This window comes from Acinetobacter sp. S40 (genome assembly GCF_016624705.1).
Taxonomy (GTDB): Bacteria; Pseudomonadota; Gammaproteobacteria; order Pseudomonadales; family Moraxellaceae; genus Acinetobacter.
In genome coordinates this window covers 542800-560252 of record NZ_JACVTU010000001.1, presented here as the reverse complement: position 1 = coordinate 560252, position 17453 = coordinate 542800, and the positions used below count along the sequence as shown (strand labels likewise).

The 17453-nt window shown below is 40.1% G+C and carries 15 protein-coding genes and 4 tRNA genes; 6 read left to right on the top strand and 13 right to left on the bottom strand.

Annotated elements, in window-relative coordinates; genetic code table 11:
- The first annotated feature begins 507 nt into the window (after positions 1 to 507).
- The 3 genes from IAE19_RS02545 to IAE19_RS02535 are packed head-to-tail and all read left to right on the top strand — an operon-like array spanning position 508 to position 2687.
- Positions 508 to 969: a YfiR family protein gene (locus tag IAE19_RS02545; protein WP_413784479.1), complete on the top strand. Its 462-nt coding sequence runs from the start codon at positions 508 to 510 to the stop codon at positions 967 to 969.
- A gap of 6 nt (positions 970 to 975) precedes the next feature.
- Positions 976 to 2193: a diguanylate cyclase domain-containing protein gene (locus IAE19_RS02540; RefSeq protein WP_200459355.1), complete on the top strand. Its 1218-nt coding sequence runs from the start codon at positions 976 to 978 to the stop codon at positions 2191 to 2193.
- A gap of 14 nt (positions 2194 to 2207) precedes the next feature.
- On the top strand, positions 2208 to 2687 hold the full coding sequence (locus tag IAE19_RS02535; protein WP_200459354.1) for an OmpA family protein: 480 nt from the start codon (positions 2208 to 2210) through the stop codon (positions 2685 to 2687).
- A gap of 121 nt (positions 2688 to 2808) precedes the next feature.
- Here IAE19_RS02535 and IAE19_RS02530 read toward each other — a convergent pair.
- The 8 genes from IAE19_RS02530 to secA all read right to left on the bottom strand — a co-directional run bounded on the left by IAE19_RS02530 (position 2809) and on the right by secA (position 9170).
- Positions 2809 to 2885 (bottom strand) — tRNA-Pro (locus tag IAE19_RS02530).
- Positions 2886 to 2888: 3 nt separating this feature from the next.
- Positions 2889 to 2964: transfer RNA gene (locus IAE19_RS02525), tRNA-His, on the bottom strand.
- 35 nt (positions 2965 to 2999) lie between these two features.
- Positions 3000 to 3076 (bottom strand) — tRNA-Arg (locus tag IAE19_RS02520).
- Positions 3077 to 3144: 68 nt separating this feature from the next.
- Positions 3145 to 3221: transfer RNA gene (locus IAE19_RS02515), tRNA-Pro, on the bottom strand.
- Positions 3222 to 3353: 132 nt separating this feature from the next.
- Positions 3354 to 4418 (bottom strand): quinolinate synthase NadA, encoded by a 1065-nt coding sequence (nadA, locus tag IAE19_RS02510; RefSeq protein WP_200459353.1) that lies wholly within the window; start codon positions 4416 to 4418, stop codon positions 3354 to 3356.
- Between the two features lie 153 nt (positions 4419 to 4571).
- Entirely contained in the window at positions 4572 to 5804 is a 1233-nt protein-coding gene (gene argJ / locus IAE19_RS02505) for a bifunctional glutamate N-acetyltransferase/amino-acid acetyltransferase ArgJ (protein ID WP_200459352.1), read from the bottom strand.
- Positions 5805 to 5936: 132 nt separating this feature from the next.
- Positions 5937 to 6308 carry a hypothetical protein gene (locus IAE19_RS02500; protein ID WP_200459351.1) on the bottom strand — a complete coding sequence of 124 codons (372 nt, stop codon included), beginning with the start codon at positions 6306 to 6308 and terminating at the stop codon, positions 5937 to 5939.
- 147 nt (positions 6309 to 6455) lie between these two features.
- Positions 6456 to 9170 (bottom strand): preprotein translocase subunit SecA, encoded by a 2715-nt coding sequence (gene secA / locus IAE19_RS02495; protein ID WP_200459350.1) that lies wholly within the window; start codon positions 9168 to 9170, stop codon positions 6456 to 6458.
- Positions 9171 to 9531: 361 nt separating this feature from the next.
- Here secA and IAE19_RS02490 point away from each other — a divergent pair, with 361 nt between their 5' ends.
- The 3 genes from IAE19_RS02490 to IAE19_RS02480 all read left to right on the top strand — a co-directional run bounded on the left by IAE19_RS02490 (position 9532) and on the right by IAE19_RS02480 (position 11926).
- On the top strand, positions 9532 to 10167 hold the full coding sequence (locus tag IAE19_RS02490) for a peroxiredoxin (protein WP_200459349.1): 636 nt from the start codon (positions 9532 to 9534) through the stop codon (positions 10165 to 10167).
- A gap of 350 nt (positions 10168 to 10517) precedes the next feature.
- Positions 10518 to 11336: an MBL fold metallo-hydrolase gene (locus IAE19_RS02485; RefSeq protein WP_200459348.1), complete on the top strand. Its 819-nt coding sequence runs from the start codon at positions 10518 to 10520 to the stop codon at positions 11334 to 11336.
- On the top strand, positions 11333 to 11926 hold the full coding sequence (locus IAE19_RS02480) for a dual specificity protein phosphatase family protein (protein ID WP_200459347.1): 594 nt from the start codon (positions 11333 to 11335) through the stop codon (positions 11924 to 11926). The genes IAE19_RS02485 and IAE19_RS02480 overlap by 4 nt, the downstream gene beginning before the upstream one ends.
- A gap of 6 nt (positions 11927 to 11932) precedes the next feature.
- Here the strand turns inward: IAE19_RS02480 and IAE19_RS02475 are convergent, their stop codons facing one another.
- The 5 genes from IAE19_RS02475 to IAE19_RS02455 form a co-directional block, all read right to left on the bottom strand.
- Positions 11933 to 12997 (bottom strand): SPOR domain-containing protein, encoded by a 1065-nt coding sequence (locus tag IAE19_RS02475; protein ID WP_200459346.1) that lies wholly within the window; start codon positions 12995 to 12997, stop codon positions 11933 to 11935.
- Entirely contained in the window at positions 12988 to 14274 is a 1287-nt protein-coding gene (gene folC, locus IAE19_RS02470) for a bifunctional tetrahydrofolate synthase/dihydrofolate synthase (RefSeq protein ID WP_200459345.1), read from the bottom strand. The genes IAE19_RS02475 and folC overlap by 10 nt, the downstream gene beginning before the upstream one ends.
- Entirely contained in the window at positions 14271 to 15167 is an 897-nt protein-coding gene (accD, locus tag IAE19_RS02465; RefSeq protein ID WP_200459344.1) for an acetyl-CoA carboxylase, carboxyltransferase subunit beta, read from the bottom strand. The genes folC and accD overlap by 4 nt, the downstream gene beginning before the upstream one ends.
- Entirely contained in the window at positions 15164 to 15967 is an 804-nt protein-coding gene (gene trpA / locus IAE19_RS02460) for a tryptophan synthase subunit alpha (RefSeq protein ID WP_200459343.1), read from the bottom strand. The genes accD and trpA overlap by 4 nt, the downstream gene beginning before the upstream one ends.
- Before the next feature lie 437 nt (positions 15968 to 16404).
- Positions 16405 to 17433 carry an AraC family transcriptional regulator gene (locus IAE19_RS02455; RefSeq protein WP_200459342.1) on the bottom strand — a complete coding sequence of 343 codons (1029 nt, stop codon included), beginning with the start codon at positions 17431 to 17433 and terminating at the stop codon, positions 16405 to 16407.
- Between the last annotated feature and the right edge of the window lie 20 nt (positions 17434 to 17453).

Here is a 17453-nt window from a genome sequence, read left to right as displayed (position 1 = left end):
ATCAATTAGTAAAAATCCACACAAGTTGTTCTTCTATGCTCTTAATGATCTTCTTCATGCTTCGTCAGCATCAAGCTAGGTCGGCTATATTACTCTTAATCTCTTAAAAGTCAACAGGTGAAAACGATATTTTTTTCAAACTTATTTAATCTTCAAAATATCAATCAAATCCACCAAGACCCAATCAACACCCTGTTTTTCAACAAGTTTTTATCAACATCACCGCCGATGAGTGCGCATTCTACAGCATTCCCCCATCCATGCAACCACTTTTTAAAGGTTTTTAAATACATCGATTAAATTTTGCACCATTTCCAAACGTTTGGTTATTTTACAAACAAAATGATTGTATTTCGAAATTAAAAGCTTGGAGCGAATTTGAATTGAATAAATTTAGAACTTTTTTTAGGCAGCTAATTTAAGTAGAATTATATTACGGTTCGCATATTTATAAGTTTTATTGAAATGTTTGGCAATATCAAAAGAAGTCTGGCTGTTGCTATTGTCATTTTAGTGACGTGTGAAACTGTGTCTGCCGTTTCTGTACATAATGCTTATAGTCTGACGTTAGCTATTTTAAGTTATAGTAAATGGCCAAATAATATTACGCCAACGTTATGTGTCATCGATAATCCTACCGCAACAACAGCTTTTCAGAATCAGGTTAAGCAATCTGCCTATGAGTATCATATACAGGGTTTAACCGCGGGCAATTTTCCCAAATCTCAATGTCAAGCAGTTTACTTTTCCAATCTTACTCCTCAACAACAACAAAATTTAGTGAATGCTTATCCTCAAAAGAATTTATTGTCTTTTAGTAATAATAATCCAGATTGTGAGATTGGAAGTATTTTTTGTTTATACACGCAACGTGGATTAACCACTTTTAAAGTTAATCTGGATGCTTTAAGTCATTCTCAGGTTCATATCGATCCTAGAGTATTACTTTTAGCTCGCAATGCGGAGTAAGAGTATATGATTTCAAGTCTATATGAATCGAAATCTTTACATTCTTTATTCCGAAAATCTCAAGCGACGATTTTTGCAATTACTTTCTTTATTTGTACATTTACGTTTGTGCTGATTTCTATTTTTACGATAGAGACTTATGCTAAACAAAATTTGAATATTTTGAGTTTAACGGTTAGTGAACGTATTCAACCCGCACTTGTTTTTAAAGATCAGGTGACTTTACAGCAGATTCTAAATGAATATACAGAGCAACACTCTATTCGAACAATTCTTATTTATGATAAGTCCAATCACGAATTAGCTTCCAGCTCCAAACCCCCGCTATATTCTAGTCAGTTACAAGGCTTATTGGATCATATTTTTTTAAAAGATCCAATCAAATTAACTATTTATCATCATAATAACAAAATTGGTGAGTTGGTTCTTTTTGGAAGCTCAGAGAAGATTATCCAATTTATTATCACCATTTTGATTGGATTAGCGATTGCCATGATTTTTATTGTGATGGCTTTGTGGTGGTCAACTAATTTGACTTATCGCTATATCATGCAGTCCATGCGTCCATTGACTCAAATTGCACAAGTAGTAAGCGACCAAAAAGCATATAACTTACGGTTCCCACACAATGATATCAAAGAATTTCAGGAGTTGAATGATGTGTTCAATCAACTGCTTGAGGAAATTCAAAAATGGCATACTCATCTACAAAATGAAAACCATCAACTGTCATTTAAAGCACATCACGATCATTTAACTCAACTTCCAAATCGAAGTTATTTTTATCAGGAATTAGTCAGTTTATTTGAGGATAGTCACAAACGACAAAGTTCTGCGCTGATGTTTATTGATAATAATAATTTCAAACAAATTAATGACCAATTTGGACATCTCGCAGGTGATGCTGTTCTTAAAGAAATGGCACGACGCTTAAAATCAAAACTTAGACATCAGGACTTTATTGCACGTTTGGGTGGTGATGAATTTGCCGTCATACTGCAATCAATCCATCAAGTTGAAAACTTGATTACGATTGCCGAAAATTTAATTTCTAGTAGCAAACAACCAATTATTTTTGAAGGGCAGTCTATTGAATTCAGTTTTAGTTTGGGAATCGCATTTTCACGATTTGCCTCTACTCCAGAAGATTTGATCATGCAGGCCGATCAATCGATGTATAAAGCGAAACACTTAACTCACCACTGGTTTATTTACAAACCCTAATTTTGGAATTCCACATGCTTAGTCACTCCCTGAAAATTTCATTCTTGGCAATCATTTGTATTGCTCTTTCTGGTTGCTTAAGTTTTGGCCCATTAAAATATAAACAAGTGCGTATGCTGAAAAAAGAAGGTTTTGTTTTAACAGATGAAGGCTGGACTTTGGGTTTACCAGAACGTTTGTTATTTGATTTTGATAAAACAGATATCAAACCTGTACATGAACAGGAAATTTCACGTTTAAGTAATCAATTGCAAAAATATGATTTAGAAAAAGTGAAGATCGTTGGACATACCGATAATATCGGCGCAGCACAGTACAATTTAAAACTATCACAAGAGCGCGCTCAAAGTGTTGCCAATATTTTTCTAGCGCACGGCTTTAAATCACAAAATATACAAATTATTGGTCGGGGTGCTGAACAACCATTAGTACCGAATATCAATGAAGAAAATCGTGCCACCAATCGTCGTGTTGCTGTAATTATTATTCCTTAAATTTAAAGCATTTGAACCTCTATCAAATAAAATGATGGAGGTACGGTCAAATTAAAAAATTATAGGCATAAAAAAACCGCATTTAAGCGGATTCTTTCAACCTACCTTTAATTCTTAAAGGTGGTCGGAGCAGTAGGATTCGAACCTACGACCCCCTGGTCCCAAACCAGGTGCACTACCAGGCTGTGCTATGCTCCGAATTGGGGTGAATGATGGGGCTCGAACCCACGACAACCGGAATCACAATCCGGGGCTCTACCAACTGAGCTACATCCACCATAACATTTGATTCTACAATACCAAGCTACCAAATGGCGCGCCTGACAGGATTCGAACCTGTGACCATCCGCTTAGAAGGCGGATGCTCTATCCAACTGAGCTACAGGCGCGTAACCGATGATATAACTATCATGCGATATTTCGCCGATCTTAAAATAACAAAACAGTTTATTTTAAGTGGTCGGAGCAGTAGGATTCGAACCTACGACCCCCTGGTCCCAAACCAGGTGCACTACCAGGCTGTGCTATGCTCCGATCTATCTCAGCTTTTGCTATATCGCACATCGTGCGGTACGGTGTGCATTCTAGGCGCGACGTGTGATTACGTCAACACCTAGAATTAAAAAAAATTAAAAATCCTTATCGAATGTATATTTAAGCAGCATTTTAGCGTTTTAATGAAGCACTGAAAGCCAACATCCGATCCAGAGGAATTTTAGCACGTTCTGCAAGCACAGGATCCACATGTATTTCCTGATCTGCATGCTGCAATACATGCAAAATTCCATCTAGCTCATTCATTGCCATCCATGGGCAATGTGCACAGGACCGACAGGTTGCACCTTCACCCGCGGTTGGGGCTTCAACCAAAATTTTATCTGGAACCGCTTGCTGCATCTTATAAAAAATACCACGATCGGTTGCTACAATTAAACGCTGATGTGGCAATGTTTGAGCAGCTTTGATCAGTTGTGAAGTACTACCAACAGCATCTGCAATTTCCACCACTGATTCTGGTGATTCAGGATGTACCAAAACAGCAGCATCTGGATACAACGCTTTCATATTGGCAATACCACGGGCACGAAACTCTTCATGCACAATGCAAGCACCATCCCAAAGTAACATGTCTGCGCCAGTTTTCTTTTGGATATAGCGACCTAAGTGTTGATCCGGTGCCCAGATAATTTTTTCACCCAAACCATCGAGGTGTTCAATAATCTCTACTGCACAGCTTGAAGTAACCACCCAATCTGCACGTGCTTTAACTGCAGCCGAGGTATTCGCATAAACTACAACTGTATGATCAGGATGCTGATCACAAAATGCAGTGAACTCATCAACTGGACATCCCAAATCCAGCGAACAAGTTGCTTCAAGGGTAGGCATCAAAATGGTTTTTTCTGGAGATAAAATTTTGGCGGTTTCCCCCATGAACTTCACACCTGCGACAACCAAAGTACTTGCAGAATGATCTCGTCCGAATCGCGCCATTTCTAGTGAATCAGATACACAACCACCGGTTAATTCAGCAAGTTCTTGTACATCGGGATCACAATAATAGTGCGCTACTAGTACGGCATTACGTTCTTTGAGTTCTGCTGCGATTTCAGCAAATTTTGCCTGCTTTACATCGGGACTTAAGTGTTGGTCTTTCGGCTCACCTAAGCGATCTAAATGCACCTGCACAATGTTTTTTGCTTCATTGGCAATTAAATTCGCACTGCTCATAAACGTCTTCTCATCCTTTACGCATACTGGCTGGCATGCTTGTAACGTTGCATCACAAGTTATTGGCGATGATGCTATAACTTATTACCTCAAGAGGCTGTTAAAAAAGCCTCACGAAGGAGGCCTTTTGTTGTTTACATTATAACTGAATATTTAAGATCGGTAATCTGCATTAATTTTCACATAATCATAAGACAAATCGCAGGTATAAACCGTATCTTTAGCCTGACCACGCCCCAGATCGACACGAATGGTAATTTCTTTCTCGACCATCACCGCAGCACCCATCTCTTCCGTGTAATCAGGATTCGCACCACCATCCAGACAAATTTGCACATCGCCCAACCACACCTGGACTTTATTGCTATCCAAGTGTTCAATACCCGCTTTACCAATAGCCATCACAATACGCCCCCAATTTGGATCGGATGCAAACAAAGCCGTTTTGATTAGAGGCGAATCTGAAATGCTATAGGCTACGTCACAACATTCTTGCGTATTGGCTCCACCCTCAACAGTCACAGTAATGAATTTAGTCGCACCCTCACCATCCCTTACGATGAGCTGCGCCAAACGATTCATAATACGAGTTAGTACCTCAAGTACCACTGTATAACGTAAATCATCACTAGACTGGATTTGCTGACCACCCGCCTGTGCGGTTGCTACAAAAATACAAGAGTCATTGGTTGAAGTATCACCATCAATGGTAATACGGTTGAATGAATGTTCCACAGTCGTTTGCAATAGCTTTTGAACGACGGCCTGACTAAGGGGTGCATCAGTCGCCACAAAACTCAGCATGGTTGCCATATTGGGACGGATCATCCCTGCGCCCTTGCTAATGCCTGTCATAGTATAAGTGATACCATCCAGTTCAAACTGTTCAGAAGCACCTTTAGGCACTGTGTCGGTGGTCATAATTCCCAAAGCAGCATCTGTCCAGCTAGCTTCATCCAGAGTATCCAATGCAGGCTGAATTCCATTCAATAAACGCTCGATCGGAAGCTGTTCACCAATAACACCCGTTGAAAAAGGCAACACTTGTTGAACTTGCACTTGAGCCAGTTCAGCTAATTTGGCACAGGTTTTTTCAGCGTTTTCTAGCCCCACTTTTCCTGTTGCAGCATTAGCATTTCCAGTATTGATAATAAGATAACGGGGTTGCTGTTCTGAAGAACGTTCATTTAGATGTTTTTTACTCAGTAAGACAGGTGCCGCTGCAAAAGCGCTTTGAGTAAATACACCTGCAACCTGAGAACCTTCAGCAAATTCAAAAACAACTAAATCTCGTCGATTTGGGTAACGTACATAAGCCTGAGTTGAACCAATTTTCACACCTTTTACCACATGCATATGTGGCATTGTTACGTCACCAACAGCCATTTTTAATATCCGATAAATACGTTATAGAAAAAAGAAAAGCTTAGTTCAAAATGACATAAAAATCGAGCACTGGGATAGAATTTAAAGCAATAAAAAAACCAGCAATATTGCTGGTTTTTTTTATTTTAGTTTTTAGTTGGCTGCCAATTGAGCAGATGTACCTAATAAAGCCTGTTTGGCTTTTTCTTGACTTGCTACAGATAGTGCAGGGTTACTTGCCACTATACGATTAATATTTGCTGAGTTTGCCGCGCTAATCGCCGCTGTTTTTAAGATAATTGGACGGTTACCAGTATTGCCTAATGTATAACGAATACCAGTTCTTGGGCTTACAATCGTGGTCGTCTGATTCTGAACACTTGCCTCAGCAGTTGTATTACCTTGTGCTGCCATAATTTTATCTGCTGTGGTAGTCGGTGTCGGTTGTACATTTTCTGTTGCAGCGAATGCAAATGCTGGAATGGTTAAAGCAGTCATCGCTAATGTTTGTAATACTTTTTTCATTGTCTTTACCAGTTTTCACGTCAAGATGTGCAAGTAAATACCATTTAATCCGAAAAACTGCAAATACTATTCACGGCTTGCAACATCTCGTAAAAAAAGCAGAACATAAATGTTCTGCTTTTTTAAATCAAAGAGGTGATCTAAAAATTAGATTCGACCATGACATTGTTTATATTTCAGACCAGATCCACATGGACATGGCGCATTGCGGCTCGCAGGTGGAGTAATTTGCTGTGATGACGGTACCTGTTCATCAATTTCATGATGTGTGACCGTTCCTGTTAAACCATCAACTTCATCATGTTCAAAAGACAGACGCATCGCTTCAGCTTGCTGCTGCTGTTGTGCTTCAAGTTCAGCCAATTCTTCTGGGGTAGGAATATGAACACGTGATAAATCTGTGACCACGTCGGATTTAATGATGCCTAACATATTAATAAATAAGTTAAAGGCTTCTTTTTTATATTCCTGCTCTGGATTCTTTTGAGCATAGCCACGTAAATGAATACCTTGACGCAGATAGTCCATGGCGGCCAAATGATCCTTCCAATGGCGATCCAGTGAATTCAACATAAAGTGGCGTTCAAGCGTTACGGCGGTTTCAGTCCCCATTTGGGTACGGCGTGCGCGATAACGATCAATCACTTCGTCAGTAATCCGTTGGACCAAGCCTTCTTCGTCAAGGCGGCGATCTTCGCTAAGCCATTGCTGGATGGGCAACTCCATTCCCAAATCTACACGCAAGGCATTTTCCAAACCTTCAACATCCCACTGATCATGGATAGATTCAGGTGGAATAAAGTTCGCAATCATGCCTTTCATGACATCACGATGCATTTCTTCGATATAGTCTTGTAACGTACTTTCAGCTAAAACTTCATCGCGTTGTGAATAAATGATCTTACGCTGCTCATTATTGACATCGTCATATTTCAATAAGTTTTTACGAATATCAAAGTTACGCGCTTCAACCTTACGCTGTGCATTTTCAATAGAACGACTCACCATTTTATGCTCAATGGCTTCATCTTCTTTTAGACCCATTGCACGCATCATGGCAACCACACGGTCACCTGCAAAGATACGCATCAAATCATCTTCAAGCGATAAATAGAAACGCGATACACCTGGATCACCCTGACGACCCGCACGACCACGTAACTGGTTATCAATACGACGTGATTCGTGACGTTCTGAACCTACGATATGTAAACCACCTGCATTCAGCACGGTTTCATGATCATGTTCCCATTCAACTTTTAAACGTGCTTCATCTTCAGGCGTTGGATGTTCAATTTTAGCTAATTTGGCTTTCCAGTTACCACCCAAAATAATATCTGTACCACGACCCGCCATGTTAGTCGCAATCGTCACCGAATCTGGACTACCAGCCTGAGCAATAATATCCGCCTCACGCTCATGCTGTTTGGCATTCAGCACTTCATGCCTAATGCCTGCTTGAGTTAATTTATGCGATAAAACTTCACTGGCTTCAATCGTTGCTGTACCCACTAGAATTGGCGCACGCGTGGACTGGATGCGTTTGATTTCCTGCACAATCGCATCATATTTTCCGTTACGATTCAGATAAATTAAATCGTTTAGATCCTGACGAACCATTGGACGATGCGTAGGGATAATCACGACATCCAGACCATAAATTTCTTTCATTTCCGCTGCTTCAGTATCAGCTGTACCTGTCATGCCTGAAAGTTTTTTGTATAAACGGAAATAATTCTGGAAAGTTGTTGTTGCAAGCGTCTGGTTTTCTGGCTGAATTTCAAGCCCTTCTTTGGCCTCAACCGCCTGATGTAAACCTTCTGACCAACGACGACCTGGCATAGTACGCCCAGTATGTTCATCGACAATAATCACTTCACCATCATGGATAATATAGTGAACATCTCGGTGATACAGAAAATGTGCACGAATCGCGGCGGTTACATGATGTACCAGACTCAAGTTACTTGCAGAATAAAGACTCTCGCCTTCTGCCAACAAGCCCATTGCAATCAGTTCTTGCTCGACTTTTTCAAAGCCTACTTCAGTCATTTCAACTGAACGCTGTTTCTCATCAATCCAGAAATGACCACCATCGGCTACTTTTTCTTCTTTCTGAGCATGCAGTTTTGGTGGAATATTATTAATTGCAGCGTAAAGCTGAGAAGAATCTTCACTTTGACCCGAAATAATTAAGGGAGTCCGCGCTTCATCAATCAGGATCGAATCGACCTCATCGATAATCGCATAATTTAGACCACGCTGTTTTTTCTCTGGTAGTGAAAACACCATGTTGTCGCGCAGATAATCAAAACCGAACTCGTTATTCGTACCGTAAGTGATATCAGCTTGATAAGCATGTGCTTTTTCAACTGGAGATTGCATTGAGTAAATCGTACCAATGCTCAATCCCAAAAATTCAAATAAAGGACGGTTTAATTCAGCATCACGCTGTGCCAGATAATCATTGACAGTAATGACATGAACGCCTTGTCCACTTAAAGCATTTAAATAACACGCCAGCGTACCCATTAAGGTTTTACCCTCACCTGTACGCATTTCAGCAATTTTACCTTCGTGTAGGGTAATACCACCAATCAGCTGTACATCATAATGGCGCATTCCCATGACACGTTTTGCTGCTTCACGACAGACAGCAAATGCTTCTGGCAATAATTTATCCAGACTTTCAGCATTTTTATAACGTTCTTTGAATTCAGGAGTTTTTGCAGATAGGTCTGCATCGCTTAGTGCTGATATCGTCGGCTCGAGCGCATTGATTTGATCGACAATTTTACGCATGCGTTTAAGTTCGCGCTCATTTTTTGTACCGAAGATACCTCCGATCAGACTTGCCAACATGAATAAACTCTCTAATCCTGTTTGTTATAAGGTCTGTTAATATCAACAAACCCTAGGTCGGTTAATTTTTTCTTAGCTGTTATTATGGAGTCAGAAATAAGAACTACAAGGGTTTTGCATCCAAACAGCGAAAAAATCTGCTAGACAACTCTGACATTACACAACCAAAGAGCGTTAATGTAGCAAATTTGCATTTAAGTTACACCGATTTACATGCGATTTTCTGATCTATTTTTTAACAGCACCCCTCTTCTTTATCGTAAAAGCTCATAACGACATGCGAAAACAATAATTTTAAATGCAATAAAAACGTTGCATATTAAATGTCATACAACCAATAACGATGATACGAGGGTTTAAAATGAGCTTACGTTTAGGTGATACTGCACCCAACTTTGAACAACAATCCAGTGAGGGTGAAATTAATTTTTATGACTTTTTAGGAAATCACTGGGCCATCTTATTCTCACATCCAGCTGACTATACGCCTGTATGTACCACTGAACTCGGCTATACAGCCAAACTCAAAGATGAATTTGAAAAACGTGGGGTCAAAGCGATTGCTCTTTCTGTGGATGATGTTGAATCGCATCATGGCTGGATCAATGACATTAATGAAACCCAGAACACTACGGTGAACTTCCCAATCATTGCTGATAAAGATCGTAAGGTTTCGGAGCTATACGGATTTATTCATCCCAATGCTAGTGAAACAACAACTGTACGCTCATTAGTCATTATCGATCCAAACAAGAAAGTTCGTTTGATTATCACCTACCCAGCCTCAACAGGTCGTAACTTTAATGAAATTTTACGTGTATTGGATTCATTACAACTGACAGATAAACATAAAGTTGCAACCCCTGCTAACTGGCAGCAAGGTGAAGAGGTGGTCATTGTTCCGTCTCTTAAAGATGAAGAAGAAATTAAACAGCGCTTTCCTAAAGGCTATAAAGCAGTTAAACCTTATCTACGCCTCACCCCACAGCCTGAGTGAGATTAAAGCAACGCTTTAATCGAACGCAAGACAAGCGAAGCGCGTAGTCTAAAATGCAACGCTTTAATCGAACGTAAGACAGGCGAAGCGCGTAGCCTAAAATGCAACGCTTTAATCGAACGCAAGACAAGTGAAGTGCGTAGCCTAAAATGTAATGCTCTAACAAAAATATAAGACAAACGAATTATAGAACTGAAGACAAAAAGAATGAGGAAAATAAAATAATAACAAATAAAGTTCTTTCTCCACTCAATGCTCACCTCATAGTGGGTATTTTTTATACTCAACAGATTTGGTAAAATATGCAGACTGGGTTATAAAGGAGTCAATACACTGAAAACAATAAACTTATGATTTATAAAATTCATCATTTACATTGCGGCACAATGTGTCCTGCCTGTGCACCTTTGGTCAGTCAAAAAGGCTTAAAAGCACATATTATCTGTCACTGTTTACTTCTTGAAACTGATCGTGGATTGGTTCTCATTGATACAGGTCTAGGCTTACAAGATTATTTACATCCGCAGCAGCGACTTGGCACATTGCTTCATAAATTTGGAAAAATCGAAAATAATCCAAAGCTCAGTGCTATTCATCAAATTCAAGAACTTGGCCTAAATCCCAAAGATGTACAGCATATTTTTGTGAGTCATTTAGATTTTGATCATGCTGGAGGGATTTCTGATTTTCCTCAAGCTACCGTACATGTGCTGGCATCAGAATTTAATGCGACACAATCATTATCTTTCAGCAATCGTATTCGTTATAAAACAGCTCAATTCAAAAACCACCGATTCTGGAATTTTATAGAACATATGCAAGGCGAAAGCTGGTTTAATCTGGAAAAAGTTTCAGGTTTACCCTTGTTTCAGGATGAAATCTTAATGATTCCATTACTGGGGCATTCTGCTGGTCATTCAGGTATCGCGATTAAACAGGAACAAGGCTGGATCTTATTTTGTGGAGATGCTTACTTTTCACATTTAGAGCTTGATCCTAAACAAAAACTCAAAGGTCTGCATGTATTTGAAAGTATGCTGGCTCATGATAATAAAATGCGTTTAAACAATCTCAAACAACTTCAATACTTAGCCCAACAGGAGCCAAAAATTGAACTGATTTGTGCCCATGATATTCAAGAATTTTTACGTTATCGCCCACTTTCATGAAAACTTTATTTTTATGCTCTCTCGGAGTGTGTGTCACTTTAAATCTATCTGGTTGTATAACCCATCCTGCGCTTCCGCTTGAGCAACGACCGACACATTGGGGCAATTTGATTAAAGCAGAACATAACTTTTATAAAATTAGTCCAGATGTGTATCGAAGTGAACAACCTTCGCCAGCATTAATAGCTGAATTACGACAACAACAGATTCAGACTGTGATTAATCTGCGCAGCCGCAATGACGATCTTAAAGTGCTGGATCAACATGAATTCAATTTAATCCATGTCCCCATTCATACGTGGGCCATCAATCGAATAGATTTGCTAAAAGTGATGCAGCATATTCAAAACGCCAAGCAAAATCGACAAAAAGTCTTGTTACATTGTTATCATGGTTCAGATCGAACTGGCGCTAGTATTGCCATGTATCGTATTGTTTTTGAAAATTGGTCGATTGAAAATGCTGTTCAGGAAATGAAATACGGTCATTATGGCTACCACCCGATCTGGGTAAATATTGAACATATATTTACCCCTGAAAATGTAAAATGGATTCGGGAACAACTCTCGAAACCATCTGAAAATAACTAGAAACGCTTAACGCTGATCTAAGGGAACCCAATCTATAACCCAAGCTGATTTCATATTCAAACTACTGTCAGAGACAATTTTTTTACGTGCAGCATCTGCTGTGTCTCGGCTTTTAGATGGCCCAACCATAATTCGTATGCCTTTAGATGTTGGGCTTGTCGTCACCTTATAACCTTTGGCACGCAGCTTAGAAACAACTGCATCTGCATTTGCCTGATTGGCTGCCAACGCCACTTGTACCATCCAGTTTTTATCACCATTTTCTAGTAAATCACGTGCTTTATCTGCATCTGCTTTTTTCTTGGCATCTTCTTCAGCTTTGCGTTTTTTCTCATCTGCCACTTTTTTCTCAGTTTCAGCTTTACGCTTATCTTCAGCGGCTTTCTTTTCAGCTTTTTCAGCTTCTAATTGGCGCTGTTTTTCTTCTGTAGCTTTCTTTTCAGCCGCTTGACGCTCCTGTTCAGCTTTACGTTTTGCTTCAGTCTCTTTTTGCTTTTTCAGTTGTTCAGCTTTCTGCTGTTCTGCGGCCTTTTGAACTTCAGCCTGCTTTTTCTGTTCAGCAAGTTTTTTCTCAGCATCTAGCTTTTGCTGATCCATTTTTTTCTGATCAGCCGACTTTTGCGTAATATTTTGAGCAGTGGTTTTTGCCTGATCACTCATTTCTGGTGGAATATTATCTGAACTTTCCTGAGCTGCATTGCGCCGCGCATTAATTGCTGCGTACTCTTCCGCAGCTTTACGTGCTGCTGCAGCTTCTGCTTGTTGCTGTTGTGCTAAAAAGTCAGCAGCACGAGCTTCTTGTTCTGCAACTGCTTTTTCACGAGCACGTCGTTGTTCTTCAAGCAACCGTTTTTCAGTTTCTACATCTACAGCAAGTGGTTGCAACTGCACCATTTCGCCTGCCTGATCTGAACGATTATTGTTCTTGGCAGGTTGCTCTACCTTCTGCTGAGTTTGAACTTGAGTTTGGTGTATTTCTTCTTTTCCTTTCAGGAGTAATGCTGCCAATAAAACACCACCACCTAATAAAACAACACCACCCATCCAGCGCTGTTTGTTATTCATTGACATTGTTCCAGATACTCCCACACCGCTTCTAATGTATGAAACGAACCACAGACTAAAATTAGCTGATTATTGTTGGTTTGCTCAAGTGCTAATTTAAACGCCTCTTGGACATTATCGAAGCTGTGTACAGTCTCTCCCTGTAATGCATCCATCAATTGAGATAATGATGCAGCTCGAGGTACATGTAACGGTGCAACTTTCCAATTTAAAACAGTCGGTTTTAATAGCTCTACCACTGATTTTATATCTTTATCTGCCAGCATCGAAAATACAGCAACAACTTCTGTGTACTGTTTATTGTATTCCAAGAAATTTCGCAATTGCTTTAACAAAAATTCTACACCATGTGCATTATGCCCAGCATCAAAAATAATGGTTTTATTTGCGATGACTCGTTGTTCAAAACGACCAGCAAGTTGTGCTTTTTCGATTCCTTTGGCCAATGCAGCCTGAGAAATGTTTAAACCACTTAAAAGTACCGCAGCAACCGCAGTAGAAATATTCTCAAGAGCCAAAGAGCCAAGAGGAAGTTTTAGTGTAGTTCCTGAGGATGCAAAATTCCAGCTGCAACCATCCCCTGCATCTTGATAAAAATAATCTCTTTGCGCTACATATAAGTCAGCATTGACTTGCGCAGCTTTAGTTTGAATGGCTAGGGGCAAATCCTGTAGTCCCGCAAAGATCACAGGAATCTCAGAGCGCATAATACCCGCTTTTTCAAATGCAATTTTTTCAATCGTATCGCCGAGCCAATCGGTATGATCCAGACCAATATTAGTAATCACGGCAACATCGGGATCAATCACATTTACTACATCCAGACGCCCGCCTAAACCGACTTCAAGCACCCAGACATCACATTGTTTTTGTTTGAAAATGAGGAAAGCTGCCAAAGTGGTGGCTTCAAAAAAGGAGAGGCTTAATTCACATTGACGACGTGCTTGATCGACTTGTACAAAAGCATGAATGAGAGTTTGGTCATCGACTTCCTGACCGTTCAATTTAACACGTTCATTAAAACGATAAATGTGGGGAGATTGATAAAGCCCGACCTGATAGCCTTGTTCATTTAAAATAGAGGCTAACGTGGTTGTAGTTGAACCTTTACCATTGGTTCCAGCCACTGTAAACACCTTGGCTTGAGGTTGCATCACCCCAAGCACATCAGCAACTGGAATCACACGCTCTAGACCTAAATCAATGCCTGTAACGTGAACATGGCTCCAATAATCGAGCCATGTTTCTAAATTATCTGTTATTTTTGGAGCATCATGTTTCAAGGTAAGTTCATCAATTTCGCCACGATACGCGATACAGTATCACGTAATGCATGGCGATGAACAATTTGATCGATTACACCATGATCAAGCAAATATTCAGCGCGCTGGAACGGTTCATCCAGTTTTTCACGAACAGTTTGTTCGATTACTCGTTTACCCGCAAAACCAATCATGGCTTTCGGTTCAGCAATATGGACATCGCCAAGCATTGCCAAAGATGCCGTTACACCACCGTATACTGGATGGGTCAAAACTACGATGTATGGTAAATGTGCATCTTTCATTCTCTGAATCGCAGCAGAGGTACGTGCCATTTGCATAAGCGATAACATGCCTTCCTGCATACGCGCACCGCCAGAAGCAGCAAAACAAATTAAAGGCTGCTTGAGTTCAATCGCACGTTCAGCCGCTTGAACAAAGCGATCGCCAACAACTGTTCCCATTGAGCCACCCATAAAATCGAATTCAAAAGCACAGGCAATCATTGGGATATTATTTAAACTGCCCTGCATCACAACTAAAGCTTCTGTTTCGCCAGTTTTGCTTTGTGCTTCACGCATACGTTCAGGATAAGGTTTACTATCAACAAATTTAAGCGGATCTTTGGCTGCAAATTCCTGACCCAGCTCAGTCTGAACCTGATCAAAGAACCATGTAAGACGATCACGTGCCTTCATGCGTAAATGTTCATCGCATTGTGGACAAACATAGGCATTGAATGCAATTGCAGTACGAGTCACCAATGCATGACATTCAGGGCATTCAATCGTTGGCTCAGTAAATGTTGCCTTAAGAACTTGTTGCTCATCAGGCATGTGGATGCCAGGAACATGGCGTTCAGTCCACGGTGTTGATGGGCTAAGAATTTTCCCTGATTTCACTTCTTGATTCATACTAACTCGTCGAGCGCAGCTCGAAGCTCCTTGATTTTATTGACCGTTTTTTCAACCGCTTGGTCGATTGCCAATGTAGCAAAAGGTTTAACTAAAGCACTTCCCACGATCACCGCATCGGCGACCTGTCCCATTGCTTTGGCAGAAGAGGCATCACTAATCCCAAAACCCACACCTACTGGTACGTTCGTATGCGCTTTGATTTTGGCAATACGCGCCGCTGCTTCAGCTGTATCCAATGTGGCAGCACCCGTTACGCCTTTGAGTGACACATAGTAGATAAAACCACTAGCCTGTTTCACCACATGCTGAATACGCTCATCAGTCGAGGTCGGGGCAAGTAAAAAGATTTGATCCATGTCATGCTGTTTCAGCACGGTGTCCAAATCTTTGGCTTCTTCAGGTGGCATATCCACCAAAAGAATGCCATCTACACCAGACTCTTTCGCAGTCGATACAAATTTTTCATAACCAATGACTTCAACAGGATTTAGATATCCCATTAAAACCACAGGCGTTTCTGTATCATTTTTACGAAATTCCTTGACCATATTCAATGCATCTAGTGTATTGGTTCCACCTGCCAAGGCGCGTTCGGCCGCAAGTGCAATCACTGGGCCATCTGCCATCGGATCAGAAAATGGTAAACCCAGTTCAATCACATCTACACCAGCATCCACCATTTTATGTAGTAACGGTACAGTGACATGTGGTTCTGGATCACCCGCCATCACATAAGAAACCAACGCTTTACGTTGTTGGGATTTAAGCTGTTCAAAACGAGTGGCGAGACGTGACATAGGGTTGTGCTTTCCTTGATTATTTAAAACCTGATTTTAAAAAAGGGAGTTGTTTGTAGAAATACAGAACATCGCATTGTAACGCTATTTTTTGCTCATTGAACAGTCTTCGCATTCGCATATACGCTATTGTTGTGATTCCCTACAACCCAGACTGTACATTTATCAATATTTTACTTTTTTTCTCAATGATCAAAGCTTCCTATTTTTCGACGTAATTTCGGGAAATGAAAAACCAAAACAAAAGAAAATTTATAAAAAAAATGATATAAAAACAAAAATATAATGTGCTTTATAGCTAAACTAAATACGTCTACTGATTTATGAAAAATATGGCACTTTCATATACACAACGGTAAAACTAGTTTATGGAAAACCACAATCTTGAGGATGTGCTTATAAAATTTGCACCCTTTTCAGTCGATAATCTGACCTATTTAAACATGTCTTAAATACTGTTTTGGCGTTTGCCCCGTCCAGCGTTTAAAAGCACGTCCGAAAGCACTTTGATCGGCATAACCTAATAATGTCGCGATTTCGACCAGAGAACGCCCTTGCTGTAAATAATATTGACTGAGCTGCAAACGATATTCATCCAGAATATCCTGAAAATTAAGCTGATATAATTTTAATTGTCGTTGTAAGGTTCGCTCAGAATAATGCATTTGTCTGGCCACATATTCCTGAACAATCTCATTTTGTTGTTTTAAGCCTTGTTCAATAAATCCCCATACTTTTTGTTTTAATATCTGCTGGCGATGTTCAAAAGTATCAGTCTGTTGTAAGGATTGTTTGGCTTGATTTGATAACACTTGATTCAATTGCTGATCAGCTGCAAAGCTTCTGGCCAGTAATACATGGTGATCAAAACAGATTTTGTATTGCCCTACATATACCTGAATTTTACAGCCAAAAAATTGTTCATAATGGCTTAATGACAAATGTGGCGTCAGTCCCAGTTGAATAAAACTAGGAGGGATTAACTGTTCCTGCACAATCAGTTTGGCGATTTTAAAAATCATCGCTAAGTTTAGCTCATAAATTTCACGATAATCCTCATAATTTGCACTCCATAGAATCTGAATCAGTTGATCTTGCTCCACGATTTTTAATCGTTCCAGATTGGTTTGTTTAAACAACAAAGGATAATATTGCTCAAGCAGATACAAAGCTTGTTGTAGATTTAAACTGGTGGATGCCAGATAACCCATCATGCCCACATCTTGTAAGCTGGCATGCTCAGCCATCACTAGGCTAACAGGCCGTTTAAAATACAGCTGGAGCTGTTTGAGTAGCTGCACATAAACATTTAAGTCGAAACCTTGTTCAGAATCACGATGTAAAGCCTCAGTAAATTGCTTCCACTGAGTCAGTTGTTCTGAGCCACTTAGCAGGGATTCCAGTTGATAGTGTTGCAAGACGCGATGTAGAAGGCGCACATATCCCACAATGATTTTCACCGACATAGATACACCTTTTTAGACTG